Here is a 25541-nt window from a genome sequence, read left to right on the forward strand (position 1 = left end):
TAAAATCGCATCAGTTATAGAAACACTGTTGTAAAACTGAAAAATTTTCTCTTGTCAACCGATGATGGTTGAAGCAAGGATATTGATAACGTCAATCGTCAGGGTTTTGTTGAGGGTAATCGGACGATTAGCGCGTAGTTATTTGATGATTTATAGATTGGTTATCAGATATTGTCTGATTAGCAAAACTGGAGGTCGAATGGAATCGTATCTTCATCTGTAGTAGCTGCGATCGCTATTCTCTATAAAACCTAGATTCCGGTTTTTCACACTGCATCAAAAATAATCTTTCAAAAATGCCCGAAATACATTTCGGGCAAGGATGATGAGGACAAAAATCGCGGAACTTGCGAGCAATGCGGGACTCGTCGGAAGAGTACCAACCAAACTAAATTCTTCGATAAGCTGAAGATTATTCAGGTTGAGTGCAGGTGTAGTAGTATTATTGATGGCAAAGGCTTTATTTATTAGGGTGTTGCCAAGTATGGTGTCACCAAAATTAATCCCGGTAGTACTGCCATCTGCAATCTCAACTATGCCATTGAGAGCTTGAATTCCTGGGGTAGGAACTTGGTATGTACCAATATGAAGGTATGCACCAAGATCAACCGCTGCAATGCCAGTACCATTACCAGTGATGCTATTGAAAGCATTTGAGCCAGCATTGATCGCAGGACTTCCAGGTTTGAGCGCAAAATTACTTTGAACCGCATTAACAAATTGGGGATCTTTACCCAAAATATTCACCAACCCTGTGGCCTTTAAATTATCTGAAGCTTGAAATATGTTGGAGTTATAAACAAGGTTGTGATCAAAGGTTACATTTGTAGCGTACTTGATGGAATTGGCATTTTGATTGTTGCCTGCATACAAAATGTTGTTGTAGACACGTACACTATCTGAGTAAGAAACACCAATTTCTCCATTATTTGTGAGAACACGGCTATTCTTATAGGCTGTGTTGTTAATGACATCTACATGGTTAGCCTTGAAAACATTAATACCAGAACTACCATTATGGTAAGTTATGTTATTCGTAATCAAAGCTTTCCCTGTATAAGGTACACCGCCTTTAGCTTGAATAGTAGTATCAAGCATGATACCGTGGCCTTCAGTTATTTTACCAGCTGCGTACCACGGAACCAGACTTTGATTATCGTAGACAATGTTACCTCCAAAAATCATTCTGTAGTCAGTAGTATTGTTATCCAAATTAAAACTACGAAGAGCAGTAATTCCCTGATTACCATAAGGCGAATACCAAGCATTTCCTGACACAATATTTTTCTCAACTGTGATGTAGTCTGCATCACTGATTGCAATACCCGCACCTGAAAAGTTACTAACTGTGTTACCAGTGATGACAATGTGATGAGGATTACTACCACCCACTCCCTGACTATTTTTCCAAGATGCTACATAAATTCCATTGGCATTAGTTAAGGGGTTGCTGAGATTATTTTTCTGTTGTAAGGCGTAGTCTAGAGTAATATTTTGCCGATTGCCTTCAAAGACAAGTCCTTCAACCCTAACGTATGATGAACTAAATATATTCATCCCACTTGCCGTCGTTTTTATCTTAGGCGTAGCTCCTGCATAGGCTTTGATTGTTGTCCAGTTGTTTGGTGAGCCATTTTTATTAAATATCATCCCTACGCTACCGTAAGTCCCATTCATGACAAGGATTGTATCGCCTGCTTTCAACTGGGGAAGGTAAAGCGCTTTGGCTATTGTGCGGAAGGGAGTTGTTGTAGTCAAGCCATTGCTATTATCATTGCCTGTTCCAGAAATGTAGTATGTTGTGCCAGCCATCTGTTTACTTCAAATGTGTATAAGGTGAATTGGTAGTACACTCTCAACAACTTTTTTCAGTTGCTAAGTAGTTATTTGAATAGGTCATCTATCGAACTTTTAAAGACAGTCATAGTTGTCCGATCGCAACTTAAGATTGCATCAGTTCTAGAAACACTGTTGTAAAATTGAATTTTTTTGCTGTCTACCTTGATGCTTGAACCAGGGGTATTAATACCGTCAATCGCCAGGGTTTTGTTGAGGGTAATCGGACGATTAGTAGGTAGATGCTTCGTCTCTAGGGTTGTTGTCAAACATCGCCTGATTAACAAGGCTGGCTCGAGTAAAATTGAATCGGATCTTCATCTGTTTGCAAGCCAGTTTTACCATCTGCTATATTTGATATGGCGATGATATTTGGCATAATAATTCTTCTAAACTTTATCCGTTGTTTTAGATCAGGAGGTTGCCAAATTGGCATGGTAAAATGCACCCCTAACTGATAACTGGGGACTTAAAGTTATAGTGGTCAAAGTTAAATTGGTTGAAACTTTAGTAGGTTGATCCCTTAACTTAGGGGAACTAATGTAACAACTTAGTCGAACCTGTTATAAGCGGTGTAACTGAGCCTTGTGAACTTAGTTAAAAGTAACCTTTACAAATAGCACTTGTTATCAGTAAATGCCCGGAACATAGTAAGATTTCTTACAACAAAATCCAAAAAACTATGGAAATATTTGGTGGAGTCCTGTTAATTTCCAGAGTGATATCAGAATAGAAAGCGCTTTGTGCGAGGATTTGATGAAGTTGAGCTAAATATTTTTAAAGAAAGCGATGCCTTTTTCAAGCCCATAAATTTATTTATCAGGAGAGGTAGAGGGCTGTTCTTGCTGGAGGGAATACTAACTCCAGCAAGAACAGCCCGTGACCGTAGCGAACTTGGGTCTAAAACCCCGCCGTCTACACAGCGCAATTTGGAGCCAGTCCGGTGGACGGGAAACCCTGCATAAAGGAACTGGCATGGGGGGTCTGAATCCCCACCTAATTGTTCCTTCTGCCTCCTCCCTCCAGCAAGAACTGCCTCCTTGAAGGGGATCAATAATGCAAGAATTTTGAATTCGGAACGTTCGCCCTTGGCGTCTCGTAGAAAAGCGACGTGACGCCAATTTACCTAATCTTCATAATATGAACACTGATATCAAGTCCAGAATACCTGTTGCTTTAACCATTGCTGGTTCAGATAGCGGTGGGGGTGCAGGAATTCAAGCTGATTTACGCACCTTTGCTTTTCACTGTGTCCACGGTACTAGTGCCATAACTTGTGTCACGGCACAAAATACTTTGGGAGTGAGGAGGGTTGATGCCATGCCAAGGGAGGCTGTTGTGGCGCAAATTCAGGCAGTAGTTGAGGATATTGGCGTACAAGCTGCCAAAACGGGTATGTTGCTTAATCAGGAAATTATCTTTGCTGTGGCCCAACAAGTGGAAGCTTTACAAATCAAGAATCTAGTTGTTGATCCAGTAATGGTGTCACGTACAGGGGCACAATTGATTGATGATGATGCAGTGAAGACTCTGTGCCATACGCTGATTCCTAAAGCGGTTATAATCACGCCTAATCGCTATGAAGCCCAGATTTTGAGCGGTTTACAAATTAATTCTTTGGAGGATATGCAGAAGGCTGCTGAAATTATTCACAAGACTTTAAGGACGAAGGCTGTTTTAGTCAAGGGTGGAGGTATGCAGGGAGACTTGCGTGGTGTTGATATCTGGTTTGATGGGGACAAGTTGGAAGTTTTGACTTGCGAGCAAGTAGAAACAAAAAATACCCACGGTACTGGTTGTACACTATCGGCTGCGATCGCTGCTAATCTAGCTAAGGGAAAAGACTTGTGGCAAGCAGTACAACAGGCAAAGGAGTATGTAACTACTGCACTTACTTACGCCCTAGATATTGGTGAAGGGCAAGGCCCTGTGGGACACTTCTTTCCATTATTGGGACTGAGGGCTGGGGACTAGGGACTAGGGACTGGGAATTAGAGAAAAGTTTTCTTAGTACCTAATACCCAATCCCCAATCCCTAATCCCTAATACCCAATCCCCAATAAGAAATCTTTGCCCTTTCGGCATTTTTCTATTATTCTTGGGCATAGTTTGAGGGCTGACTATCTCTGTTAGCATCTCTGTACGATCTAATTACCTTGATTTTTAATACCAACCCCCCAATGCGAACAACCATAGGTTCTGTTCACAGAAATTCGCCAATACCGACTACTCAAGCCTACCCTCCCTCTGTACCACTATCTGTATATAGGGAATTGTCAACAGAGTTGCAAGCAGCACAGGCGAGGCTAAATGCACTCACCACCCAAAATCAGCATTTGGCACAAGAAAATCAACTATTGCGCCAAGAAATTACCAAAGTAGTTGAATCTTTTTCCCGTTTGCAAAATTTTGTTGATTCCCATACTACATCCAGTTATCATCAAGCTAACCAAGCTTCTGGTGACTTTCAAAGTGCTGCCAAACAACCAGTAGCATCAGCGCGTCCACGTCAGCAGGTTTCTCGTTCGCGTCCATCTGTACCCAAAGCCCCACCCGAAAAAAGTCGCCGCCAAGACTTTTCTACACCTGCAACGGAAACAAATTTCCCCATACCAGAACCAGTTTTTATAGAAGAGCAACAAGTAAGTTATTATTATTCCACTACTGAGCCAGATACCAAGGGAATCAATGGCTGGTGGTTAATTATTACCATCTTGTTAATTATGCTGACTGCCTTTAGTGCTGGATATTTCGTTGTGCGTCCCTTGTTTGAACATCAGAAACGTTAGTTGACATTCCCACAGTCAGCAGCATTAGCACGCTTTCGGGCTACCGTGCAATTTGTCTGCAATCACTCTCTAAATATCCGACCAAATTTGCTAAATGGCGGAGTTGATATATTATTGAGTTATAAAAGCTACATAAAATGCTAAGTTTACAGCAACTTACTTATGCTAGAACTTCAAAGATTATCCAAATAAATCCTTACTGGTTCTCATGTCCCAAACCCTAAGCAAAGTATCTACATTTTTAAAAAGTGGTAATTATTACATATCTTTTAGGAAAAGCACTGCTGGTTACAGCTTCAGACAGTGGATCTGGTTAGATATATAAACGAAGCTAGTAGAAGTCAGGAGTTAAAAAGATGAAAAAAGTAGAAGCTATTATCCGCCCATTTAAGCTAGATGAGGTAAAAATCGCTTTAGTTAACGCTGGTATTGTTGGCATGACTGTTTCTGAAGTTCGGGGGTTCGGACGGCAGAAAGGTCAAACTGAACGGTATCGCGGTTCTGAGTACACCGTTGAGTTTCTGCAAAAACTCAAAGTGGAAATTGTAGTTGACGATAATCAGGTTGATATGGTGGTAGACAAAATTATTGCTGCTGCCCGCACTGGTGAAATCGGCGATGGGAAAATTTTCATCTCGCCTGTTGAGCAGGTGATTCGGATTCGTACTGGCGAAAAGAACACAGAAGCAGTTTAAAAAAGTTAGGAGTTAAGAGTTAAGAGTTAAAAGTTATAAGTCAGGAATAATGAATCAAGATTTAGCAAAATTCATAACTCCTAACTCTTGTACAGATGCGATTAATCGCATCTCTCCTAACTCTTGTACAGACGCGATTAATCGCGTCTCTCCTAATTATTAACTCTCTCCAACTGTGGAAGTAAAGCTGTAAAAGCCTTGCCTCGATGGCTAATTGACCTCTTTAACTCCCGCGTCATCTCGGCAAAAGTCAATTGCAACTCTTGCACATAAAAAATTGGATCGTAGCCAAAACCACTATCCCCACGAGGGGCATGGAGAATTTCGCCGTGGCAAACACCTTCAGATTGTAATACGATCGCACCATCAGGACGAGCGATCGCTACTGCACAGACAAATTGAGCTTGCCGATTTACCTCATTGCCTAATTCGCTCAATATCCTAGCAATGCGTTCTGAGTCGGTTTTGGCGTAACGTGCAGAATAAACCCCTGGTGCGCCATTTAGGGCATCTACTTGCAAGCCTGAATCATCGGCAATTGCCCAATTTCCCGTAGCTTTAGCAATTTGTGACGCTTTTAGACAAGCGTTGGCGGCAAAGGTTTCGCCCGTCTCTTCAATTTCCAATTCTTCAGGTTTGAGGGTTAATTCCCAACCAGAATTTTCCAGGTAAGCTTGCATTTCTCGCAGCTTACCTGGATTTCCTGTGGCTACTACAAGTAATTTGGTCATTGGTAATTAGTCATTGGTCATTGGTATATTAGTCATTGGTCATTTACCAAGGACAAAGGACAAATGACTAATAATAAATTTTACCCCGCCCACTGTTTCGCCCAAGCAAGAGTTTGATGCACTTGCTCAATTGTCGAGGCTTCGCAGTAGAGGCGTAAAACTGGCTCAGTCCCGCTAAAGCGAATCATTAACCAGCTTTTATCAGCTAGACGATATTTATAGCCGTCAATTGTCTGGCAATCAATCACTGCTTTCCCTGCAATTTCCGTTAAGGGTTGGGTTTGCAGTTGTTGCAAAAGACGCGATCGCACTTGCATATTTGCTAGGGGTAAATCAATGCGATCGTAAGCTGAGGTGAACCCGGTTTGTTTCTGTAAGTATCGATAATACTCACCTAAATCCAAACCAGATTCGACGATCGCCTCTAACACGTACAAGGCTGACAGCAGTGCATCACGTTCGGGAATATGGCTGCCATAGCCAATTCCTCCCGACTCTTCGCCACCCAATAACACTTTTGCTGCTAACATTCTGTCAGCAATATATTTATAACCAACTGCTGTTTCAAATACTGAGAGGTTATGTAGTGCCGCTACAAGGGGCATCAAGTCGGAACCACTAACAGTTTTGACTATTTCTCCAGTAAAACCGCGCCGCAGGGTTAAATGGTCGATTAATATCGGGATTAAGACTTGGGAACTTAGGAAGTTTGCTTCTCCATCCACTGCTGCAATGCGATCGCAATCACCATCAAATACCAACCCCACCGTTAAACCTGATTTATCGGTTTCTCTATGAGTCTTGATGACTTCAAATAGCTTTGAAAGGTATTTAGGCAAGGGTTCCGGCGCACCGCCGCCAAATAGGGGATCGCGATCGCTGTTGATTTCTTTAACCTGATTGCCTAGTAGTCTTGCCAATCCAGTAGCAGCAGCGCCATGCATGACATCGGCAAATAATGTCAATTTACCAGATGCGATCGCTTCTCTAAGTTTGGCAATATCAACTTTACGTTCTAACGCTTGGGTATAACTAGGCCAAGGATCGAATTTTTCTTGCTTACCTGGGGTAGCTGCTAGTGGTACTCCCACCAATAACTGCTCTTCGATCTCTTTTGTGACTTCTGGCGGTACCGATCCACCAAAATAACCCTTGACTTTTAAACCCAAATATTTACCAGGATTATGGCTGGCTGTAATTACCAGTGCCCCTAAAGCATTGAGTTCTTTTGCCGCCCAACTATAAGCTGGGGTTGGGGCATAGCTCTCGCTTAGTAGCACATCAAATCCCACAGCACTGACAGTATCGGCAACAGCACGAGCAAAGTCTTCAGCCATGAATCGGCGATCGTAACCGACAATTATTGTCCGGCTACCAACCGTGGAAAAATACGTATCATATAATACTTTTGCGGCAACTGGCGCGACCAGGGCTAGGCGTTCAAAGGTGAACTCATCACCAATAATGCCCCGCCAGCCGTCTGTACCAAACTTGATTGAGTTAGTTACAACTGGCATCTAAGTATCCTAACTGTCTACTTGAGGATTCTAGCATTTATACAGTGTGCAGAGTAAAAAAAGAATCTAGTAATAATATGTACTAATAATATTCAATACAAAGTCCAGCAAATTTGCGTATTATAGCTGCTGGTGAAGCTTGGGCAGTAGGGAATTGTATTATTTAATCTTTAAGAGAGTTTCTAACGGAGATTTGGCTTCGATCTGAAAAGTATTTTGACTATTCACACTTTTAGTTTTTTTCAACATAGAGAGGGCAAATTCTGGTGTAGCCTCTTTCTCTCTCATGGGGGTAATAGCGGCTTTCTGAATATAAATATATCCTCCTACGCTCTCGGTTGCCCAGAAAAAAGGAATTTTAAGTGCCTTAATTAATTTCTTATGGCGTTCTGAGGAAAGTAGTGTAAGAATTAGCCATGATGCTATCTAAGTAAGAGTTAACCAAAATTTGTTTGTAAATTAGGTTTTGGCATCACATAACAAGAATACCAGAATAGATAAACTGAGATTTTTATGATGATTCACTAATATGAGCGATCGCCCTACCTACACAAATCTATTTCTAGATATAAACATTAATAATCCTTAATAGTTAATACTATTAAGGATTGCTAATATGAGCAAAAACTGCTCACAAACCTGATTGTTCCTTAAAAATCATCGAGAAACTGACTAAGGCGACTGATTACGGGGTCAACCTCTTGAGGAGGGGTAGCAACAGTATAAGAAGTATTATTTACTACTTCTAATTGACTTGGAGACGGAATGAACGATCGATCGTTGACTATGAGCGCCAGTTGTGCAACTTGTTGAGAAAGTTGCAGTAGATGATGTTCCATCGCCTCCAAACGATTAGATCCCTTGGCAAAAAAACGTTCCTCAAGTCCAGCCACTTGACGTTGCAGTTCACCGATTTGTTGATCAATCGGTGTTGTTACTGCCGTTTGTGGAGCAGGTTGTACAGGTTCCGGTACACATAAAGATTGCCATAAGGCTTCTTTACAGAGGTCGCTGAAAGTCTTGTCTGGTTGTTTTTCCAAATAACTTTCTACTTGCGCTAACAAGCTTTCATCAGCAAGCTCTGGGTTGAACGTGACGGATTTAACTACCTTTTTTGACCATTGGAACATCAGCTTTATGCCCTAGCAGCGCGATTGGAGGATAATTGTGCCTCTCCATAAATATACTGCCCCAAAGCATTCGCCTGACGGGAAGGTGCTGCTAAATGAGCATTAATCTTTGCTTCTTTGAGCAGACGTTGAACGTCGTCCCAGAAGAACTCACCACCACCGCCAGTAAGAATCACATCGGTGACGCGTTCTGGCAACCACGCTAGCACACGGCTACAGATTTCGCGAGAAAACATCTCCGTAAGGTTAGGAAGAAAATCATCTAGGTTGGTGGGCTTGCTAGCGCCTTTAGGACGGTAATAGCGTTCACCTCTGGGTTTGTTAACAGCGGAAATCAGCGCTAGAGATTGACTATCGGCTCCCTCAATTTCGGCGGATACCAATTCATAAAACTTATTCATCCCGAAGTCTTCGCTCTTAGAAGCACCTCTAGCAAAACGGAAGTTATCTACCATCAAAAGATCGACGGTTTGATGTCCAATATCGACGATCGCCACCGATATTTTTGTAAAATCAGGACTGCCAGGGTTTTTCTTGGGTTGAGCTTCAGACCACAGCAAACTGCCGTAGCCTTCTGGCATGACCCAAACTTTATTGACGTTCAGCGTCACAGATTCGCCTCGGAAGTTCAACACATGAGGGCCACCTACTTGGCTAATCAACTGTGCTTTTTCCTTTTCAAATTGCTCTAAAGAAAGAAAAGGCAGACCTAGCACGACTGAGATATCATTTTTGAGTTTAAAGTAGCCAGCACTTGCTAACACTTTTACCAGTGCAGCCTCTACCTTAGATTGTCCGACTCCTAAATTCGCCCCAAAATCTGCCGCCAGTTGACCAACGGCATATCCATTGCCTTGATACTCCAGCCACAAATCCATTAGGGGGTCAGTAGCGCGGGCTTCAAAAACACCGCCGCGTACTTGCTCTATTGACATCTGCTTGACGTTGGCAGGTACGAACACCACATTACCAGGTTCGCGACTCACACAAGTTTTTGTGGAAGTTCTGCCTAAATCAACACTGAGAATGGTTTTTCCTGAAACCGTTCCTGTGCTTGGGTTAGGATTATTAACAGCATTTATGGGAGTGGATGCCGACACTCTATTCATCGGTATAGCAGCGGCATTAATAGGGGTAGCGGCGGAAGGTTGGTCTGTCATGAAAGCTCCTAGTTCAAACTTAACTGTAAAAAGTTGTCATGCTCATCTTACAAAAATGCGAGCAACCAGAAATTCTAGGTTGCGTCAAGTGTAGCTAGAAATACGCCAAAAATTAATTGCGGCGATATCTCCGGTAAGCTCTGCCAACGCACATCTAGTATTATTTGGCATAGTGTAGGCGAATTTTGGCCAGATGTAACCCCTGCTTTCACTGCTTTCAAACCAAAAGCGTCCGTGTTTCATCTTCTAGTACGTCTTAACTGGCGCTTGGATATCCAGAAAATAAATGCCAAAACCAAACCCCCAAGTACGATTTTGGATACAGGAGCAAGATACTTGTCCACAAGTTCATACTGACTACCCAACGCGTATCCTGAGTATGTTAGCAAACCCACCCAAGCTGCGCTACCTAATGTTGTGTAAAACAAAAATGGTAGCAAAGGCATATTGCTGATCCCTGCGGGAACAGAAATCAAGGTGCGGATTCCTGGTACAAGACGACCAATTAATACTGCTTTTCTACCTTGTCGATCAAACCACACTTTGGCCTTGGTGATATCTTTACTAGAAATAGCCAGCCATTTGCCATATTTATCAGCCCAAGCTTTCAAACGGGTTTCGCCCAAAAACTTACCTGGATAGTACCAAACAAGTGCGCCCAATACAGAACCCAAAAGTCCTGCAAAAAACACACCAATGATATTCAGCTTTGGACCTCCTGGTTGATATGGACTTGCTGTAAATCCAGCTAGTGGCATGATCAATTCTGAAGGAATGGGGGGAAAAAGGTTCTCTAAGAACATTAGTAGGGCAATTCCCCAATGGCCAAAATAGTTGATAGTATTAGTTATCCATTCAAGCATTAAGTCAATTCCTGAAATTACTGTACTAGTTCTGTTACTGAGATTCCGCCTTAGCTTTTTTAAAAGGTAATTGTTCTGGATTATTAGAGTCAAGGTAACTTGGCTGAATGGCACTAAGAAAAGCCCAAATACTTATGTAGCCTCGTTACCAGCCTCCAGGCTGGTAACGTATTTTGAGAGGCTCTGCCTCTTGCCAAAAAAGAGGAGGCGCAGCCTCAGCGAAGGTTTCCCAGTCTGGAGGCTGGGAACCAGTTTGAACTGAAAAACAGAGTCAGACAAGCGGAAGTTAAGTGTTTCATTAATTTTGCGGGGTGAGTAGATCCCCGACTTCTTCAATAAGTCGGGGATCTACTCACCCTTATTTATCACAATTTAATTAATGACATGAACCACTAGGTTTTATTTTCTAATTTTTTAGATCCCCCTTAGTCATTTTTTTGAAAGACTAGGGAGGATCTAAAGATTTTGATGACAAATTTCAAAACATACTTTAGGGTTTTTTTCTGAGTTGATGCTGTGGGGAAGCAGGAACAGAGAAGGAAAAAAGTTTTACCTTGTCCTTTTCATCCCTTTCATCCCCCTCATCCCCTCTTCTTCTAGGCTGTCGGAGTCAATGATTGTACTCTTGGTTCCGATTGCCAGTCTAAGGGATTCCAAACTCGATCTTCCAGTGCCATCTGTTCAATCAAACTTGCTAGTCTAAGGGCTTTGAGAGCTTGTTCACCGCCTACTGAGGGCTGATTGCCACCATGTACACAGTTGACAAAATGCTCTAATTCTGCACTTAGAGGTTGAATATTGCTGGTGTAGACTTTTTCAATTACACCGTCTTGCCTGTAAAGTACTTGTCGGTGGTCGGTGAGAGAATTGGCAGTGGTTTGCCGATGAATCAAAATTTCATTCTTGAGGAAATCTGCCTCAGTAAATGAATTTTTGCAATGGGCGACAATCCGGCGAATTTTTCGGTGGGTGACTTTACTGGCAGTCAGAGTAGCAACAATACCATTGGCAAACCCCAAGGTGGCGGTTACATAATCTAAATAACCAGAGTCTAAGGAGCGAGTACCGCTAGCAGTCAATTTTGTGACTGGGGAAGCAGCTAATTCCAGAAGTAGGTCGATGTCATGGATCATTAAATCCAGCACAACCGAAACATCATTTGCCCGATCTGAGTAAGGACTCATTCTGTGGGCTTCTAGCGCCAGCAATTCCTCTGTTTTCAGTACTTGGCTCAGTTCTTTAAAAGCTGGGTTGAAACGCTCAATATGACCCACTTGCAGGATACACTGAGACTCTGCCGCAGCATTGACTAAAGACTCTGCCTCTGAAATACTGGCTGCGATCGGTTTTTCAATCAAAACATGAATTCCCGCTAACAGACAGCTGATGCCCACAGCATAGTGCAGACGGGTGGGAACAGCTACACAAACTGCTTCCACAAGGGGTAGCAGGTCACAGTAATCTTCAAAAAAACGCACCTTATACTTACTGGCAGTTTCTAATCCTCGCTCGACGTTAATATCTGCCACTCCGACTAGTTCAACATCTTTCATTGAACTCAGTACGCGAGCGTGGTGTTGTCCCATGTTACCCACTCCAATCACGCCTATGCGGATTGGTCGTGGCTGGTTTCGCTGTGTGTATGGATTCGGTTCTGCCACTGACATGCTATCTTGCACTATTATTCTCTCCTCAACCACCAAATTTAGAGACGCTACGGCCGTTGGCGTTTATACTCGAAAGCCAGTTACGATCCGTCTAAAACCATCCAGATGGTAACATAGAGCCTATGTTTATGAAGAATTTCAAAGTTTGTGATCGGTTCCCGTAATCCAAATATCTTTTGTATAGATATTTCGGGTTTGTTTGGGATTTTCCACTTTCTCCAAAAAAATATGTCTTTTGATTAACTGTAAAAAATTCGTAAGACCTAAGTGTAAATTCTTCTTGGCATTGCTTTCTGGCATTTTGTTAAGGTTTGATTTGGCGATTTGAAATCCAAAATTTGCAACTGAGATGAAAGCTGTAATTCTGTTATCTGGGGGATTGGACTCTTCCACAATTTTGTATAAAGCCCAAGCTGATGGCTGTGAATGTCATGCTATTTCCTTTGATTACCAGCAGCGACACCGACAAGAGTTAAAGTCAGCCCTTGCTGTTGCTCAAAAAGCTGCGATCGCAAAACATCAAGTTGTTAATTTTGACTTACGACAATGGGGCGGTTCGGCGCTTACCGATGACACCATTGATTTACCCCAGTCGCGATCGCTGGATGAAATGTCTCAAAATATTCCTGTCACATACGTTCCGGCTCGTAATACCATCTTTTTAAGCTTTGCTCTTGGTTACGCCGAAGCGATCGCAGCAGAGCGTGTCTATATCGGCGTTAATGCCCTCGATTATTCAGGATATCCTGATTGTCGCCCCGACTATATCGAAGCAATGCAAGAAGTTTTTCGCCTGGGAACTAAACAAGGGCGTGAGGGACAACCAATTAAGATTGTCGCACCCCTAATCAACCTGAAAAAAACCGAAATCATCCAACTGGGGAACCAACTGGGAGTTCCTTGGGAGCTAACTTGGTCTTGCTATGCTGCTGGAGATGTCGCCTGTGGTGTATGTGATTCTTGTCGCTTGCGGCTAGCAGCTTTTGCCGAATTGGGACTTATTGATCCACTGACGTATGCTTCTTGAAAAGTGAGGAGTGAGGAGTTAAAATTCATAACTCCTAACTCTCAACTCCTAACTCTTCTAACCGTTGCAGTTGAATTTGATGTAGGCGTGGCCCAACAATTGATATCACAGTGAATTCGAGATTTTGATAATAGAATATTTCGCCAATGGCCGGAATTTTCTGTAACTCGTACAGCAAAAAGCCCCCTAGTGTTTGGTATTCTCTGGTCAGGGGCAAATTGAGATGCAAAACTTCGTTGAGGTCTTCGAGGTTGATTTGTGCTTGCACCAAAAATTTCTGCTCATCTAACATCTGAATCAATAAGTCGTCGCTGTTTTCAGGTTCGCTTGCGTCGCCAATAATTTCGGCAATGACATCTTTGATTGTCACCAATCCCACAGTACCGCCAAATTCATTCACTACCATGACCATAGCGGGTTTCTCTTGCTGCATCATGGGCAAAAGTTCACTCAAAGGTGTGTGTTCTGGAACAAACCGGGCGGGACGCATCCAAGGTTGAATCTGTGTCTCTAAACTGAGTTTTCCTACAGCTAAAGGTTGTGCCAAATCTTTAAAATAAACAATGCCGCGAACATCATCTAAAGATTCGCCAATGACAGGATAGCGAGAGTAACCAGTAGAAGCCATTTCCCTAAGTAATATTTGGAAAGTCGCATCTTTTGGCAGGGTAATAATACTGGTGCGGGGGATCATCACATCTTGGGCCATGACATCGCCAAACTCAAAAACATTATTGAGCAATTCTCGCTCTGCACGCTGTAACCCAGTAGATCCCCATTCTGTAGAGATAATTAGTTGCAATTCTTCGGGAGTCACAGGCGGCCTCCAGCCTTGACCTGTGTATTGGATGCCAAAAATCCGCAATAAAAAACGAGTTGATTGGTTGAGAATCCAGATGAAGGGGCCAAAAAAACGCACGATCGCTTTTACTGAAGGCCCCAAAAACCTCGCTAGCTGCTCTGAGTACAACATGGCTAAGGATTTGGGGCATAGTTCTCCGATCACAATTTGCAAATAGGCAATTAAGAAAAAGGCGATGGGAATTGATAGGGAATGTGCCAGGAAGATGGTCATGCTAACTGGTAACGGCCAGGATCTCAACCAGGCATTCACCAGCACCACAATCGTACTTTCGCCAATCCATCCCAGCGCCAAACTAGAGAGGGTAATACCTAACTGGGTGGTAGATAACAGTCGGTCAATACTGCGTTGTAGCATTTCTACTGCGATCGCAGGAATATCCCCAGCCTTAACTAGCTGGTGAATACGCGATCGCCGCACGCTGACCATCGAAAATTCCGCCGTCACAAAAAAGGCATTTATGGCAATCAGTAGTAGCACTGATAACAACCGCAGCGCCACGTCTGTCCAAATTAAATTAGGAAAACCACTCACTGCCAAAGCTCGTGTAAAACTCACGTCCCCCATTCTTGGATTTTGGATTTTGGATTTTGGATTTTGGATTTAGTTTTGGGTATCTAGGTAAATTGCTTAGTACCAAGTCCCCAATTTAAAATCTAAAATCTAAAATCTAAAATCTCCACTTGCCCAATCTACCTTCCTACCGGAATATTCGATGCCTCTAGCTTCAATTGTTGAGCAGGATAATCGGTAAGAGCAAGTGATATTTTCTTGACATCATCAAGTAAAGCTGTGGGAATGCTCACTGTACCTGAAAACGCTGGCCCATTTACAGGCAATTCTGTTGGTAAGCCCTCTGTACTCGCACTTAGGGTTCGTCCTTTGTCATCGGTAACATCTAAAAAACTATATAGGAAGCGCACAGAATCCTTACCTTTGTTCTGCATTTTCACTTTTAGTAGCAAATCACCACCAGAGTAGTGAGCAGATTGCACAATCATGGTTACACCCTGACTTTGGGCAGTAACGGGAAAACCTGGTAGGGGTTTTTCTTCAACCACTTCTGGGGGTTTTTCCTCTGGCTTCTGCTTGCTGCTATTGGTTTCTTCATCATCTTCCTCTAGCTTTTCAGATTTAGCTGCTTTGGTCTTACCCTCAACTCGTGCCTTGACAATTTTCAGAATCTCTTCCTCTTTTAATAGTACTAGCCCCCCTTGTTGGGAGCTATTTGCCTTATTGCTAGCAAATTTGGTTGCGGGACGCCCATCTGGTGTAGTAACGCCTTTAAGTGCTGAACTCCCTAGTTCAAAGCCCAAAAACGCGCTCACAGAGCCGGCTCCCATCATCAGAATTAGCAAAATCAAAGTAAGAAGTACAGTAGAATTTATTTTCATCGCTGACAAGCTATCACAATAGAATGCTGGTCTATTTAAGAATAGTGAAGCTTTTGACCTCAATCCTTAAAGGAACTTAATCAATATTAGTTTGCACTATATCTATGATCAAATTATGTAGTATAAAAAGCTGGGAAATTATTGTCCACTCTTCACAAGCAGGAAAATTGTGATATAATCATGGAATTGGCTAAACTCAGTGCGTGAGTTATTTTCCTCACCCTAATAATTAGCAAAAAAAGTTGACCTAAGAGTTAAAGCAATTTACTCATAGCAACCTGAAACCCAGCAAAACATGCGCCTTTGGCCGATTGGGGAGGCAGCGAACTCATAATTCGCCTTAAGGCTGGTTCGATTCCAGCAGGGCGCACTGAATCATCGAAAATTAGTAATAGAAGGTATAGGGCATTGGGCACGGGCACTTGTAGTGAGCGTTGCTGAAATGTTGGTTAGTAATTATTCTGCCATCCTCCCCGCTCCCTAATCTTACCGAGATGGTAAAGTTTCAAACCTAAATTCAGTTCCTAGTTTGAGTTTGTTGTTATTCAAACGAGGAGACATCATCAGGGATGTGTCATAAGGATTTGGTAAATCAGGAGTGCGAATATAAGGATCATTGCCAACTTGCTGAGTCAGGACATCATGATATAAAGTGTTAACCAATTCAGCATCGTGAGCAATTTCATTTTCTGGGAAGGAACCACCGAAACTGGAACCAGATCCGAGTAATGAGTCTAGCTGACGCTTGAGGCTGCCATTTTCGTAGAAATTGCGATCGTGACTAAAATAAGCTCGTTCAAAGACATCACTCGTCGTTTCATAATTGGGTGTTGCCGTTTGGGCAGATGCAACAGAGGGAAAAGCGATACCAGCAGCAAGCAGCACTAATAAACCACCAAAGGTTTTGAATTTTATACCCACGTTTCTGACTCCTCAATTTTTGGGCAATCTTAATTTATGCTTAAGTTCAGAACTCTGATAAGTTCAACCTTTGGTGTAGCACAATTTTTAATGTTTTGTAATGACGTATCCTACTGAAACTCTTACCCACTCAGATATTTGGGCAACCACTCCTGATTTGACTATTTTGCGCCACAAGCTACTAGATTTATTTTCTCAACTAGCTTATCAAGAAGGTGATTTTGTTCTCGCTTCTGGCCTACGTAGTTCTTATTATGTCAATAAGATGCAGGTAACACTTCACCCTCAAGGCGCTTTGGCTGTCGGACGTTTACTGTTTCCTTTGCTACCTATAGATACACAGGCTGTAGGTGGTTTAACAATGGGCGCTGATCCAATGGTGACAGCAGTGAGTGTAGTTTCGGTTTATGAAAACCGACCGATACCAGCGCTGATTATTCGCAAGGAAGCCAAGGGTTACGGGACGAAAGCTTATATAGAAGGCCCTAGTTTACCTGAAGGTGCAAAAGTAGTAGTTTTGGAAGATGTGGTGACAACTGGGCAATCTGCTCTGAAAGCGGTTGAGCGTCTTAAGGATGCAGGTTATACCGTAAATCAAGTAATTTCACTAGTAGACAGAGAGCAAGGGGGAGGTGAGTTGTATCAGTCAGCTGGGTTGAAGTTTGAAACTTTGTTTTCGATTCAGGAAGTTCAGAAACGCTACCGACAACTTGCGAATTTATAAATAAAGGGAATTATACCAATTCGTAATTACGAATTGGTATAATTTCTGAACATAAAATATTCGTTTTAGTTATCGATTTTAGTAAATCTATTTGGTTTTAATTGTTTAGCAAACATACTTTAGTTAAAAAAGAGCGATCGCCTGAACTAAAATAATATCCCAGCCTCAATAATTTTTATTACTCATAATGATATTTGCAAGTCAAAATAATCAATAAATTTTCTTCGATTTTGTAAACTAATCTATGTTCATCTGTTATCCGCCTTGACCAGTAACCTTGTAGTTCATATTTTAATGGTTCTGGCTTCCCTATCCCCGCAAAAGGATCTCTTTGTATATCTCTAATCAGTTCCAATATTTTCTTGAAAATTTTCTTGTCTTCTGTTGCCCACTGACCTAATTGCTCAAAAGCTTCTGGTTCAAAGGTAATTTTTTTCATATTCATCTAAATCTACATAAATAAGATTTCCTTTTTCTACATTCTCCAAAGCTTTGAGCAGATGTTTTTTGTTAGTCTCTGATTTCAAAAGATAGTTAGTTTCATCTTCTTCAGTTGATGGTTCAACTAGGACAATGACTTCTACGACTGTTCCTTCTGGTAGTTCCGTTGTTAAAAGTTCAATCCTGCCGTCTTTTCCAACAACAGCTTTTTGTTTAATCCCACTAAGCATAATTCTTATTTACTCCGATATTTACCACCTTATTGTAACTTTTAATTGAGGGCTGGTTTCAAGCCGCATTCGACAGCCACTTTTAAAGCTCTTGCTTTACTTATTAAGCCACGTCGGTAGACTTGCAGAAGTTCAGTTCATCAACTAGATGAACTTCTGCATCATTAAGCTGTCCCTCTCAGTGACGCGCTTGCAACTCACTGAAAACCTCTTGCTGCTGAGTTTCCATCTGCGTATCGCACAAAGCTAAAACCTTCTCATCTGGTAATGAATCGATAGCTAGTTCAGTGATAGCGCAGTCAATTTCAGCCATTTTCTACCTGCTTGCCTTTTACTTATGATTGTATCTGCGATCGCTCTGCATCTTCTAGTTAAAAAGAGCGATCGCTATTAGACATAATAGAACTCGCATTAGTATTAGCTGAATTGTTAGACAACATATCAATAGGGGAATACTGAGTAAAGTGTAAATATTTTAGTAATTAAGAGAAGATTATGACTATACCATTGACAGTAACTTTTACACTTGCTAGTTGGATTGCCAAAGGACTGCAAGATGGAACTTTTGTAAGGGTTGGGGGTGTAATTATAGACGCAACAAGTAAACATATTGTTACCTGGTTAAGGGAACCCAATAACTCTCCAATTCCAGCACTAAGTTCTTCCCCTAACAATTTACTCAACCTTGTTTTCTCCGGTGCAAATCTTGTTGCGTCTGGGGCAAATGCTGTTGCTACAAGACAAGGATTAGCTGATGTTAGTGGACGCTTAGGCGGAGTTGAACAAACAAGTTTAGGTAATATAGCTGTTTCAGGGGTAAATCTGATTGGAACAGTCGCTAATGCAGCTATTTCTGGGAAAGGCTTCGCCGATGTCAATGGACGTTTAGGCGGGATTGAAAATCAGTTAGGGGAAATTGGACAGAATCTGCAATTAATTCAAGGAATTTTGCAAGTAACTACTGCTGCTAGCATGCTTAATCTAGGTGTTTCAGTAATGGGCTTTGCTGTAATAGCACAGCGTCTCAATGAGTTAGAAAAACGCCTAAAACAAGCGGAAGAACTATTGAACAAAGTCAACCGTAAAATAGACCTTAGTTTCTATGCTAATTTTCGTGCTGCAATTGATTTGGCAGTTAATGCCTTCACGATGACTAAACCTGAAAATCGTAGAAGTAGCGCTTTGCAAGCTATTAATCGTTTCCTAGAAGCAGAGCATATTTATACTGAATATACAGATATCGAAATTGAGCAAAAAAGCCAAATTGCTGATGAGTATTTGCTAACTTTATCTTTAGCCTACCTAGCTGAAGCACGTTGTTATTTAGAATTAGAGGAACATGATACAGCACTTCGTCGGTTCCAAGAAGGTGCTAGAGTTATCCGTTCTCGTATTCAAAAATATGTTGACCTTTTGCTCACTTCTAACCCAGGAGCATATTTACAACCTCAGTTCAAAGGTCAGATTGATTTGCGAAGACTAACACGAATTTACCAATGGATTGACCCAACTTTAGATGAAAATGCTGTGTTTGATCTGCAACGAGAGAATTTATTTAAAATGGCACAAGACCCTAACAAATGGTTAGATTCATTGCCAGCAGCAATTTTAACTCGCGTTGAGGTTCAAGCAGGTTGGTTCGGGCCTAGTCAGGATGATTTGAAGCAAGAAGCTTACAAACGTCTTCCCCAAGTATTTGAAGTAATGGAATCTATGATTGAAACCAATCGCCGCTTTGAATCTTACCAAACAGAAGTACAAGCAATATCCCAATTAGGAATCAGTTTTCATGACTGGCTTAAATTAACTCCGTCTACAGAGATTAAACCAGACGGTGCAGAATTAATGTATATAATTCCATGCAAATCTCTAAAGTTACAGCCTTCCATGTGAACTAAATACAGCATTTCATTTATTCGTAGCAAATTAAATCTAGTAAGACTCAGCGTCCCTCTGCGTTTAAAAACGCTACAATTCCTCTTAATTCATAGATTCAAAGTCAACAAGAAGCCAATTTATTCCATCCATTATTATGGGAAATTTTTCTTCAAGTATGTTTAACTCCTGAAAACATTTCTCTCTATATCTTTCTTTTTCATTGAAATTAGTGATGGCTTTAATTAATGGCTTTTTTACTTCGTAGCTTTCTTCAGCTTTAGCGATCGCACGTGCGGGGATTTCGTTATTTACACGCAATATTGCTAAGTCAATCAAATCTCTAGATTGTGTACTTGAATCGTTCCATCGGTCAGCATTAGCCATTAGTTTTGATGTAAATCTATCGCTTATACTCAGACAAGGTATTTTTGTCCATTTGGGATAAATAGGAGAGTCTAAAGTAAAAATACCATTAGCTACAATTTCTACTTTAATAGTTGTTTCATTAACTACAATAGGGAAACGAATACCATATTGATTTATTGTACTGTCACCTAATTCGATATCTGTTGTACTTTGAAATAATGCTACAATTCCTTCATTGTAAATCAAATTTCTTAAATACCTATAATTTTCAGTTGCATAAGGGAAGAGAAAATCAATATCTTTACTAAGCCTGTATTCATCATATTCTAATGCCAAAAGTGTACCACCGCCAAAGTATGCAGAAGCTTTTTTGAAAACTTCTGGATTGAAAGCATTAACTATTTTAAGTATATTATTATGATGAGCAAGATGAAACATTTCAAAATCCGGTAATATCCAAGAGTTATATTTTTTTGCTAAATAATGAACAAAATCCTTTTCTTCTTGTTTTAAATTGTTGAAGGTAGTTTGATGATGCCAATTACGTTGATACAATTGAACAATCTCTTTCTCACTCATTTGATATACATTTTTTAGCTGCCAACCAATAGACTCTAGAAATGGTAACTTTTGTGGATTTAGCTTAAGCATAATTAACTCTAATGGTTAAATTTTATCTAAGTTATGATTTAGCGATATCCACCTGATTGTAACTATTTTTAGGCGATCTTCCTTTGCGCCTTTGTGAGACAAAAAAGGCGAACTCAAAAAGTTCGCCTTTATCATATACTGTTGCTAAATCCAAATCCAAACTTAAATCTTCGCCTCTTCTCTAACCAACTTATCCCAACCCAAGTCTTTCAAATTATTATTCCGACGTAACGGACGAGTCACCAACTCTAACATGTCACGCGCATTCGTAAAGCCGTGAATTTGAGCAAAAGTGAACTCCACAGACCACTTTGTATTAATACCCCGTGCTTCCAACGGATTAGCGTGAGCCATACCTGTAATTACCAAGTCTGGTTTCAACGCATAAATTCGCTGAAGTTGATTGTAATTATCCGGCTTCTCTACAATCCTTGGCAGAGGTGAATTCATTTCCTGACAAGTTTTCTCCAGCAATGCCAACTCAGCAGCTTGATAGCGCTTATCCATGTAGGGAATGCCGATTTCGTGAACAGTCATCCCACAACGGATTAAGAATCTTGCTTGGGAAATTTCCAACAAGTTATCACCCATGAAGAATACAGACTTCCCGCGAATCAGTTTCACATAATCTTCCAACCCTGCCCAAATTTGTGCTTCCCGTTCATCCAAACCCTTGGGAGTAATACCAAACACCGAACAGATTTTCTCAATCCAAGCGCGAGTACCATCGGGGCCAATGGGGAAGGGTGCGCCAATGAGTTTACACTTGCGGCGGCGCATTAAGGTGGTAGCTGTGCGGCTGAGGAATGGGTTGACACCAGCGACATAATACCCTTCTTCCAATACTGGCAGTTCGGTGAAGCGCTTTGCGGGTAGCCAGCCGGAAACTTTGATGCCTTGTTTCTTCAGTTCCAAGGTTAACTGAGTAACTACGGGGTCGGGAAGGGAGCCAAAGAGAACTAAGGGTGGGTGATCCACGTACTCAGATTCATCTTGGGCGACATCTTCTTTTTTCTTACCGAAGTTGAGCAATTTAGCGATCGCATTCCGTTCAATTTTCTCTGTTTCCGCCACCGGAGCCTTATCAGGACAACGGTTTGCCATAGCAGCCAATACTGTGTCTTCCCCTTGGGTGAAGGCGTAATCTAGACCATTTGCCCGCGCTACAACGATGGGAATCCCAATTTCGGATTCTAGCTTCGGTGCTAAACCTTCCAAATCTGTTTTGATAATTTCGGTGGTGCAAGTGCCAATCCAGACAATTACACTCGGATTGCGATCGCGTTTTATCTGCAAACACAACCGCTTTAACTCTTCATAATCACTCAGTTGTGCGGAAATATCGCCTTCTTCCAACTCTGCCATTGCATAGCGGGGTTCAGCAAAAATCATCACCCCCATCGCATTTTGCAGGAAGTAGCCACAAGTTTTTGTCCCAATCACCAAAAAGAAGCTATCTTCAATTTTTTGATATAACCACGCCACGCAGCTAATTGGACAAAAGGTATGGTAATTTCCAGTTTCACATTCAAAGCTTAAAGCTTCTGGTTGTTGAGCGACAGTCATTTTGGTTTTTTCTCCCCTTGATATTTAATGGCAGTTCAACCAATTTCAGTATTTTAGATTGATAATTTTGGATTGAAGGCTGGGACAACAAAAGTATCCGCTGTCTAACGACAATTTCCCTAATTCCTCATCCAAAACCCCAAATCTAAAACTTAAAATTGCGAAGAACGGCAATAATTAAGCATTGGGGAAGAGGCGGGCAATTTCTGATTCATCAAAAACGCCTGCTGGCAGTTCTTCCCCCAAAAAATCGTTATTTTCTTCAGCCTTTTGTAAAGCTGTTTCATCACCCCAGACATCTGATAACACGTCTTTAAACGCATTCTCATCTAGTGGACTATCTTCAAGCGCCTCTTCTTCATCCAGCTTTACTTCGATTCCAGCTGTTGAATCGAAAGCAATTTCCCCAAACTCATCTGCTTCTAAACTAGAGATTTGGAGAGACTCATTTTTTGAGCCGTGTCCGTTGGTTAAGGAAATATCGCCAAAGGCATTTTCAGTTTCCTCCAACTCGCCAATCCCCAGACTTTCATTATCGGAATCCAGGATTGCGAATTCTGGAACTACCGCCGCCGCAAAGCCATTTGTATGAGAATGTGTCAATGTTTCATCTTGAGGCTTTTCGTAAACGATAGCTGCCGCTTCTTCTACGTATCTCTCAACATCTGGGTTGCCAACGAAGCGATTACCGAGAGCTAAATCTGGGTCAAAATGCAAATCCAGCACTTCAATTAGGGTATCGGCGTCAGGATTGAGCTTGGCAAAGGGCAACATTAACTGCGCTAGCTTTGGCTCTAGGGCGTTAAGAACTCCCAGGATGAGGTAAGAAGGTGGTCGCTTCCCACCGTCAGGGGTGTACACTGATTCTACTTCCATGTGCAGGGTAATCCAGTCTCGATTATTCTGGAAAAATTGCAACCACTTTTGCTTTATTGAATCTGTAAAACTGTGAAAGAAAGCCATATTATTGTCCCCCATCCTGAGAACTTGGTGATTTATACAATCATCAAGTCTAGTTCCTCTTCTGAATTAGGAACCTGGGGTTTACCCGGATTTAGATAAAAATCGGACAACAAAGAGAACAACTCCCGATCTGGTGTATCGTTAGGTACAACACCTTCGGGACGCGCCAGAATTTGGTCGGCGATGTTGAGATAGTAGTCGCAAACGTAGTCTAGGGAAGGATCTTGCTCTGCCATCTCGAACAAAGTTTTCCCTTTCACACGAGAAACACGGATATCTTCAATCAAAGGTAAAACTTCCAAAACTGGCATGGGCACAGCTTCTATATATTTTTCAATCAAGTCGCGCTTGGAGGTGCGATTACCAATTAACCCAGCTAAACGTAGTGGGTGAGTTCTTGCCTTTTCGCGGACGGAAGCAGCAATCCGATTGGCAGCAAATAAAGCATCAAAGCCGTTGTCTGTAACAATCAGGCAGTAATCTGCATAGTTGAGTGGTGCTGCAAAACCACCGCAAACTACGTCACCCAGAACGTCGAAAAGAATTATATCGTACTCATCAAAGGCGTTGAGTTCTTTAAGTAATTTTACGGTTTCGCCAACTACGTATCCGCCACATCCAGCACCAGCTGGTGGCCCACCCGCTTCTACGCAATCAACACCGCCGTAGCCTTTATAAATCACATCTTCTGGCCAGACATCTTCGTAGTGATAGTCCTTTTCTTGGAGGGTGTCGATAATTGTCGGAATCAAAAACCCAGTCAGGGTAAAGGTACTGTCATGTTTGGGGTCGCAACCAATTTGCAGCACTTTTTTGCCACGTTTAGCTAGGGCGACGGATATATTACAGCTAGTTGTGGATTTACCGATACCACCTTTTCCGTAGACTGCTAGTTTCACTGTTGTTTCCCTCTTATAGCTTCTTGTCAAACTTGTGGCTCAAACATTTGCCTTCACCTTTCCTGAGATGGCGATGCGTGAGGTTTGTTGATGTCATTTCATTATTGGGCAAATTACCTAGAAAAGAAAGTGGGTCATAATCTGTAAAACGGTCTTATTCGATGAATTAAAGCTTAATTAAGTTTATTTAGGTTTTTATGAACCCTAAAGACTTTAAAAACTCTAAAAATAGCTCAAAAAAACTTTTTATTAATTATTTTTATAAAAATAGTTACAAAATACAAAAATATAAAACTGGCTTTTTTGAATGCTTTTCATAGAATTAGCTGATGTTATGACAACGTGTTTTCAAGGCATTGGGGCTCAGGGACGAGGTGAAAGAGAAGTATAGGCAGCCTGATGCTGGAAATATTACCGGAATTTGCGTTAGCGAAGCCTCTCGTAGAGAAGGTATCGCAGATAAATCGCTAGTTTTCAGATAGTAGCCAAGACCATTTAATTGCTGCTTGAGAGTAAGTTAGGCTGATTTTGTAAAAAATTATTAATTTGCCAAATGTTTTCCAAAAGCCAAGGCAATTCTATGAAACTGTTGGTCAATTCACGGCGGGTTTGACCCCTTACCCCTAAAACATTGGTTTGGCATTGCTTTCCCGCCCTGAAATAAATTTCGGGCTAATAGCTTAAGTCCGTTTCAACGGACTTAAATCAGACTAATGAGGAATGATGGGTTAGACCCCCTATTAATTCGCCAAAAGTCTCATAGAATTCGCGGCTACACAAAGCAAAGCCCACGGAGGTGGGCTAAGAGAACAATTTTAGAGTGTGCGTAAGTCCTAAAATTTCTTTCAGTCGGACTATTTAAGGTAATCAGGACACCTCAGTTTCAAGTCTGTGGATTTCCTGTAATGTTTGCCAGCCAGCTTGCCATTGAGAGTTATCTTGTAATAATTTGGCATTTATCCAAAAACGGACTTTCGGATCGCAAGCAGCAACCATTTCGGCGTAAACCCACTTAGCCTGATTTTTACGATTGACAACTTGGAAGTGTCTCCAGCCATCAACTTTTTGCTGTGCTGTCCACTTAGAACCAACTAGGTAAGGAAATTTTTGTTTTTTAGTCATTAAAGGCATTATGTAAAAATAAATTGAACAATTTACTAAAAGTGTAGGTAGTTCACGAAAGCGATCGCTGTTTGTCTTTAAGCCAAAAGAAATTTTTTGACTCACAGAT

The 25541-nt window shown here is 41.5% G+C and carries 26 protein-coding genes and 1 tRNA gene; 8 read left to right on the forward strand and 19 right to left on the reverse strand.

The window, feature by feature from the left end:
- Positions 1 to 276 precede the first annotated feature (276 nt).
- Both HWQ39_RS23465 and HWQ39_RS23470 read right to left on the reverse strand, forming a co-directional pair.
- Positions 277 to 1812 carry a hypothetical protein gene (locus HWQ39_RS23465; RefSeq protein WP_292850221.1) on the reverse strand — a complete coding sequence of 512 codons (1536 nt, stop codon included), beginning with the start codon at positions 1810 to 1812 and terminating at the stop codon, positions 277 to 279.
- 71 nt (positions 1813 to 1883) lie between these two features.
- Positions 1884 to 2105, reverse strand: coding sequence for a hypothetical protein (locus HWQ39_RS23470; RefSeq protein WP_292850224.1), 222 nt, complete (start codon positions 2103 to 2105; stop codon positions 1884 to 1886).
- A 610-nt stretch (positions 2106 to 2715) separates the two neighbouring features.
- Here HWQ39_RS23470 and HWQ39_RS23475 point away from each other — a divergent pair.
- The 4 genes from HWQ39_RS23475 to HWQ39_RS23490 all read left to right on the forward strand — a co-directional run bounded on the left by HWQ39_RS23475 (position 2716) and on the right by HWQ39_RS23490 (position 5320).
- A complete protein-coding gene (locus tag HWQ39_RS23475) occupies positions 2716 to 2880 on the forward strand; it encodes a hypothetical protein (protein ID WP_292850227.1) in 165 nt (54 codons plus the stop codon).
- Positions 2881 to 2976: 96 nt separating this feature from the next.
- Complete coding sequence (gene thiD / locus HWQ39_RS23480; protein WP_292850230.1) at positions 2977 to 3810, forward strand: bifunctional hydroxymethylpyrimidine kinase/phosphomethylpyrimidine kinase; 834 nt, start codon at positions 2977 to 2979, stop codon at positions 3808 to 3810.
- Between the two features lie 206 nt (positions 3811 to 4016).
- Positions 4017 to 4625, forward strand: coding sequence for a hypothetical protein (locus tag HWQ39_RS23485; protein WP_292850232.1), 609 nt, complete (start codon positions 4017 to 4019; stop codon positions 4623 to 4625).
- A gap of 356 nt (positions 4626 to 4981) precedes the next feature.
- Complete coding sequence (locus tag HWQ39_RS23490) at positions 4982 to 5320, forward strand: P-II family nitrogen regulator (protein WP_012410794.1); 339 nt, start codon at positions 4982 to 4984, stop codon at positions 5318 to 5320.
- A 152-nt stretch (positions 5321 to 5472) separates the two neighbouring features.
- Here the strand turns inward: HWQ39_RS23490 and rdgB are convergent, their stop codons facing one another.
- From rdgB to HWQ39_RS23520, 6 genes are all read right to left on the reverse strand, one after another.
- Entirely contained in the window at positions 5473 to 6051 is a 579-nt protein-coding gene (rdgB, locus tag HWQ39_RS23495) for an RdgB/HAM1 family non-canonical purine NTP pyrophosphatase (protein WP_292850235.1), read from the reverse strand.
- An 80-nt stretch (positions 6052 to 6131) separates the two neighbouring features.
- Complete coding sequence (locus tag HWQ39_RS23500) at positions 6132 to 7568, reverse strand: phosphoglucomutase/phosphomannomutase family protein (RefSeq protein ID WP_292850238.1); 1437 nt, start codon at positions 7566 to 7568, stop codon at positions 6132 to 6134.
- 650 nt (positions 7569 to 8218) lie between these two features.
- Positions 8219 to 8698 (reverse strand): plasmid segregation centromere-binding protein ParR, encoded by a 480-nt coding sequence (locus tag HWQ39_RS23505; protein ID WP_179065455.1) that lies wholly within the window; start codon positions 8696 to 8698, stop codon positions 8219 to 8221.
- A 5-nt stretch (positions 8699 to 8703) separates the two neighbouring features.
- Positions 8704 to 9858: a ParM/StbA family protein gene (locus HWQ39_RS23510; RefSeq protein ID WP_292850242.1), complete on the reverse strand. Its 1155-nt coding sequence runs from the start codon at positions 9856 to 9858 to the stop codon at positions 8704 to 8706.
- 239 nt (positions 9859 to 10097) lie between these two features.
- On the reverse strand, positions 10098 to 10721 hold the full coding sequence (locus HWQ39_RS23515; protein ID WP_292850245.1) for a DedA family protein: 624 nt from the start codon (positions 10719 to 10721) through the stop codon (positions 10098 to 10100).
- 596 nt (positions 10722 to 11317) lie between these two features.
- Positions 11318 to 12400, reverse strand: coding sequence for a Gfo/Idh/MocA family oxidoreductase (locus tag HWQ39_RS23520; protein WP_292850248.1), 1083 nt, complete (start codon positions 12398 to 12400; stop codon positions 11318 to 11320).
- A gap of 337 nt (positions 12401 to 12737) precedes the next feature.
- Between HWQ39_RS23520 and queC the strand changes: the two genes are divergently transcribed.
- Positions 12738 to 13415 (forward strand): 7-cyano-7-deazaguanine synthase QueC, encoded by a 678-nt coding sequence (queC, locus tag HWQ39_RS23525; protein WP_292850251.1) that lies wholly within the window; start codon positions 12738 to 12740, stop codon positions 13413 to 13415.
- A gap of 34 nt (positions 13416 to 13449) precedes the next feature.
- Here queC and HWQ39_RS23530 read toward each other — a convergent pair whose 3' ends face one another.
- Positions 13450 to 14844 carry a hemolysin family protein gene (locus tag HWQ39_RS23530; protein WP_292850254.1) on the reverse strand — a complete coding sequence of 465 codons (1395 nt, stop codon included), beginning with the start codon at positions 14842 to 14844 and terminating at the stop codon, positions 13450 to 13452.
- Positions 14845 to 14969: 125 nt separating this feature from the next.
- A complete protein-coding gene (locus tag HWQ39_RS23535; RefSeq protein WP_292850257.1) occupies positions 14970 to 15671 on the reverse strand; it encodes a hypothetical protein in 702 nt (233 codons plus the stop codon).
- 297 nt (positions 15672 to 15968) lie between these two features.
- On the opposite strand from HWQ39_RS23535, the gene HWQ39_RS23540 reads away from it, so the two are divergent.
- Positions 15969 to 16041, forward strand: a tRNA-Ile gene (locus tag HWQ39_RS23540).
- A gap of 116 nt (positions 16042 to 16157) precedes the next feature.
- Here HWQ39_RS23540 and HWQ39_RS23545 read toward each other — a convergent pair.
- Positions 16158 to 16592 (reverse strand): hypothetical protein, encoded by a 435-nt coding sequence (locus HWQ39_RS23545; RefSeq protein ID WP_292850260.1) that lies wholly within the window; start codon positions 16590 to 16592, stop codon positions 16158 to 16160.
- A 100-nt stretch (positions 16593 to 16692) separates the two neighbouring features.
- On the opposite strand from HWQ39_RS23545, the gene pyrE reads away from it, so the two are divergent.
- On the forward strand, positions 16693 to 17316 hold the full coding sequence (pyrE, locus tag HWQ39_RS23550; protein ID WP_292850263.1) for an orotate phosphoribosyltransferase: 624 nt from the start codon (positions 16693 to 16695) through the stop codon (positions 17314 to 17316).
- Positions 17317 to 17494: 178 nt separating this feature from the next.
- Here pyrE and HWQ39_RS23555 read toward each other — a convergent pair whose 3' ends face one another.
- From HWQ39_RS23555 to HWQ39_RS23565, 3 genes are all read right to left on the reverse strand, one after another.
- Positions 17495 to 17755: a Txe/YoeB family addiction module toxin gene (locus tag HWQ39_RS23555; RefSeq protein ID WP_292850266.1), complete on the reverse strand. Its 261-nt coding sequence runs from the start codon at positions 17753 to 17755 to the stop codon at positions 17495 to 17497.
- Complete coding sequence (locus HWQ39_RS23560; protein WP_292850269.1) at positions 17736 to 17987, reverse strand: hypothetical protein; 252 nt, start codon at positions 17985 to 17987, stop codon at positions 17736 to 17738. The genes HWQ39_RS23555 and HWQ39_RS23560 overlap by 20 nt, the downstream gene beginning before the upstream one ends.
- 178 nt (positions 17988 to 18165) lie before the next feature.
- Entirely contained in the window at positions 18166 to 18300 is a 135-nt protein-coding gene (locus tag HWQ39_RS23565; protein ID WP_292850271.1) for a hypothetical protein, read from the reverse strand.
- Between the two features lie 182 nt (positions 18301 to 18482).
- Here HWQ39_RS23565 and HWQ39_RS23570 point away from each other — a divergent pair, with 182 nt between their 5' ends.
- Complete coding sequence (locus tag HWQ39_RS23570) at positions 18483 to 19880, forward strand: hypothetical protein (RefSeq protein ID WP_292850274.1); 1398 nt, start codon at positions 18483 to 18485, stop codon at positions 19878 to 19880.
- An 87-nt stretch (positions 19881 to 19967) separates the two neighbouring features.
- Here the strand turns inward: HWQ39_RS23570 and HWQ39_RS23575 are convergent, their stop codons facing one another.
- From HWQ39_RS23575 to HWQ39_RS23595, 5 genes are all read right to left on the reverse strand, one after another.
- On the reverse strand, positions 19968 to 20882 hold the full coding sequence (locus tag HWQ39_RS23575) for a nucleotidyl transferase AbiEii/AbiGii toxin family protein (protein ID WP_292850277.1): 915 nt from the start codon (positions 20880 to 20882) through the stop codon (positions 19968 to 19970).
- A 162-nt stretch (positions 20883 to 21044) separates the two neighbouring features.
- Positions 21045 to 22448 (reverse strand): ferredoxin:protochlorophyllide reductase (ATP-dependent) subunit N, encoded by a 1404-nt coding sequence (locus HWQ39_RS23580; protein ID WP_292850280.1) that lies wholly within the window; start codon positions 22446 to 22448, stop codon positions 21045 to 21047.
- A 177-nt stretch (positions 22449 to 22625) separates the two neighbouring features.
- The gene (locus tag HWQ39_RS23585; protein WP_292850283.1) at positions 22626 to 23411 is read right to left on the reverse strand and encodes a DUF5331 domain-containing protein; all 786 of its coding nucleotides are present in this window, start codon (positions 23409 to 23411) and stop codon (positions 22626 to 22628) included.
- 32 nt (positions 23412 to 23443) lie between these two features.
- A complete protein-coding gene (gene bchL / locus HWQ39_RS23590; protein WP_196528135.1) occupies positions 23444 to 24310 on the reverse strand; it encodes a ferredoxin:protochlorophyllide reductase (ATP-dependent) iron-sulfur ATP-binding protein in 867 nt (288 codons plus the stop codon).
- A gap of 867 nt (positions 24311 to 25177) precedes the next feature.
- On the reverse strand, positions 25178 to 25432 hold the full coding sequence (locus tag HWQ39_RS23595; protein ID WP_292850793.1) for a TIGR02450 family Trp-rich protein: 255 nt from the start codon (positions 25430 to 25432) through the stop codon (positions 25178 to 25180).
- Positions 25433 to 25541 lie beyond the last annotated feature (109 nt).

It is taken from the genome of Nostoc sp. NMS8 (genome assembly GCF_017115045.1).
Classification (GTDB): domain Bacteria; phylum Cyanobacteriota; class Cyanobacteriia; order Cyanobacteriales; family Nostocaceae; genus Nostoc.

What these genes read in the sequence shown, in the direction of transcription:
- HWQ39_RS23505 (WP_179065455.1), bottom strand. Translation starts at nt 8,698, where the DNA reads ATGTTCCAATGGTCAAAAAAGGTAGTTAAATCCGTCACGTTCAACCCA.
- HWQ39_RS23560 (WP_292850269.1), bottom strand. Translation starts at nt 17,987, where the DNA reads ATGCTTAGTGGGATTAAACAAAAAGCTGTTGTTGGAAAAGACGGCAGG.
- HWQ39_RS23580 (WP_292850280.1), bottom strand. Translation starts at nt 22,448, where the DNA reads ATGACTGTCGCTCAACAACCAGAAGCTTTAAGCTTTGAATGTGAAACT.
- HWQ39_RS23465 (WP_292850221.1), bottom strand. Translation starts at nt 1,812, where the DNA reads ATGGCTGGCACAACATACTACATTTCTGGAACAGGCAATGATAATAGC.
- HWQ39_RS23530 (WP_292850254.1), bottom strand. Translation starts at nt 14,844, where the DNA reads ATGGGGGACGTGAGTTTTACACGAGCTTTGGCAGTGAGTGGTTTTCCT.
- HWQ39_RS23515 (WP_292850245.1), bottom strand. Translation starts at nt 10,721, where the DNA reads ATGCTTGAATGGATAACTAATACTATCAACTATTTTGGCCATTGGGGA.
- HWQ39_RS23535 (WP_292850257.1), bottom strand. Translation starts at nt 15,671, where the DNA reads ATGAAAATAAATTCTACTGTACTTCTTACTTTGATTTTGCTAATTCTG.
- HWQ39_RS23500 (WP_292850238.1), bottom strand. Translation starts at nt 7,568, where the DNA reads ATGCCAGTTGTAACTAACTCAATCAAGTTTGGTACAGACGGCTGGCGG.
- queC (WP_292850251.1), top strand. Translation starts at nt 12,738, where the DNA reads ATGAAAGCTGTAATTCTGTTATCTGGGGGATTGGACTCTTCCACAATT.
- HWQ39_RS23490 (WP_012410794.1), top strand. Translation starts at nt 4,982, where the DNA reads ATGAAAAAAGTAGAAGCTATTATCCGCCCATTTAAGCTAGATGAGGTA.
- HWQ39_RS23565 (WP_292850271.1), bottom strand. Translation starts at nt 18,300, where the DNA reads ATGGCTGAAATTGACTGCGCTATCACTGAACTAGCTATCGATTCATTA.
- HWQ39_RS23485 (WP_292850232.1), top strand. Translation starts at nt 4,017, where the DNA reads ATGCGAACAACCATAGGTTCTGTTCACAGAAATTCGCCAATACCGACT.
- pyrE (WP_292850263.1), top strand. Translation starts at nt 16,693, where the DNA reads ATGACGTATCCTACTGAAACTCTTACCCACTCAGATATTTGGGCAACC.
- HWQ39_RS23575 (WP_292850277.1), bottom strand. Translation starts at nt 20,882, where the DNA reads ATGCTTAAGCTAAATCCACAAAAGTTACCATTTCTAGAGTCTATTGGT.
- rdgB (WP_292850235.1), bottom strand. Translation starts at nt 6,051, where the DNA reads ATGACCAAATTACTTGTAGTAGCCACAGGAAATCCAGGTAAGCTGCGA.
- HWQ39_RS23555 (WP_292850266.1), bottom strand. Translation starts at nt 17,755, where the DNA reads ATGAAAAAAATTACCTTTGAACCAGAAGCTTTTGAGCAATTAGGTCAG.
- HWQ39_RS23510 (WP_292850242.1), bottom strand. Translation starts at nt 9,858, where the DNA reads ATGACAGACCAACCTTCCGCCGCTACCCCTATTAATGCCGCTGCTATA.
- HWQ39_RS23585 (WP_292850283.1), bottom strand. Translation starts at nt 23,411, where the DNA reads ATGGCTTTCTTTCACAGTTTTACAGATTCAATAAAGCAAAAGTGGTTG.
- HWQ39_RS23570 (WP_292850274.1), top strand. Translation starts at nt 18,483, where the DNA reads ATGACTATACCATTGACAGTAACTTTTACACTTGCTAGTTGGATTGCC.
- thiD (WP_292850230.1), top strand. Translation starts at nt 2,977, where the DNA reads ATGAACACTGATATCAAGTCCAGAATACCTGTTGCTTTAACCATTGCT.
- HWQ39_RS23595 (WP_292850793.1), bottom strand. Translation starts at nt 25,432, where the DNA reads ATGACTAAAAAACAAAAATTTCCTTACCTAGTTGGTTCTAAGTGGACA.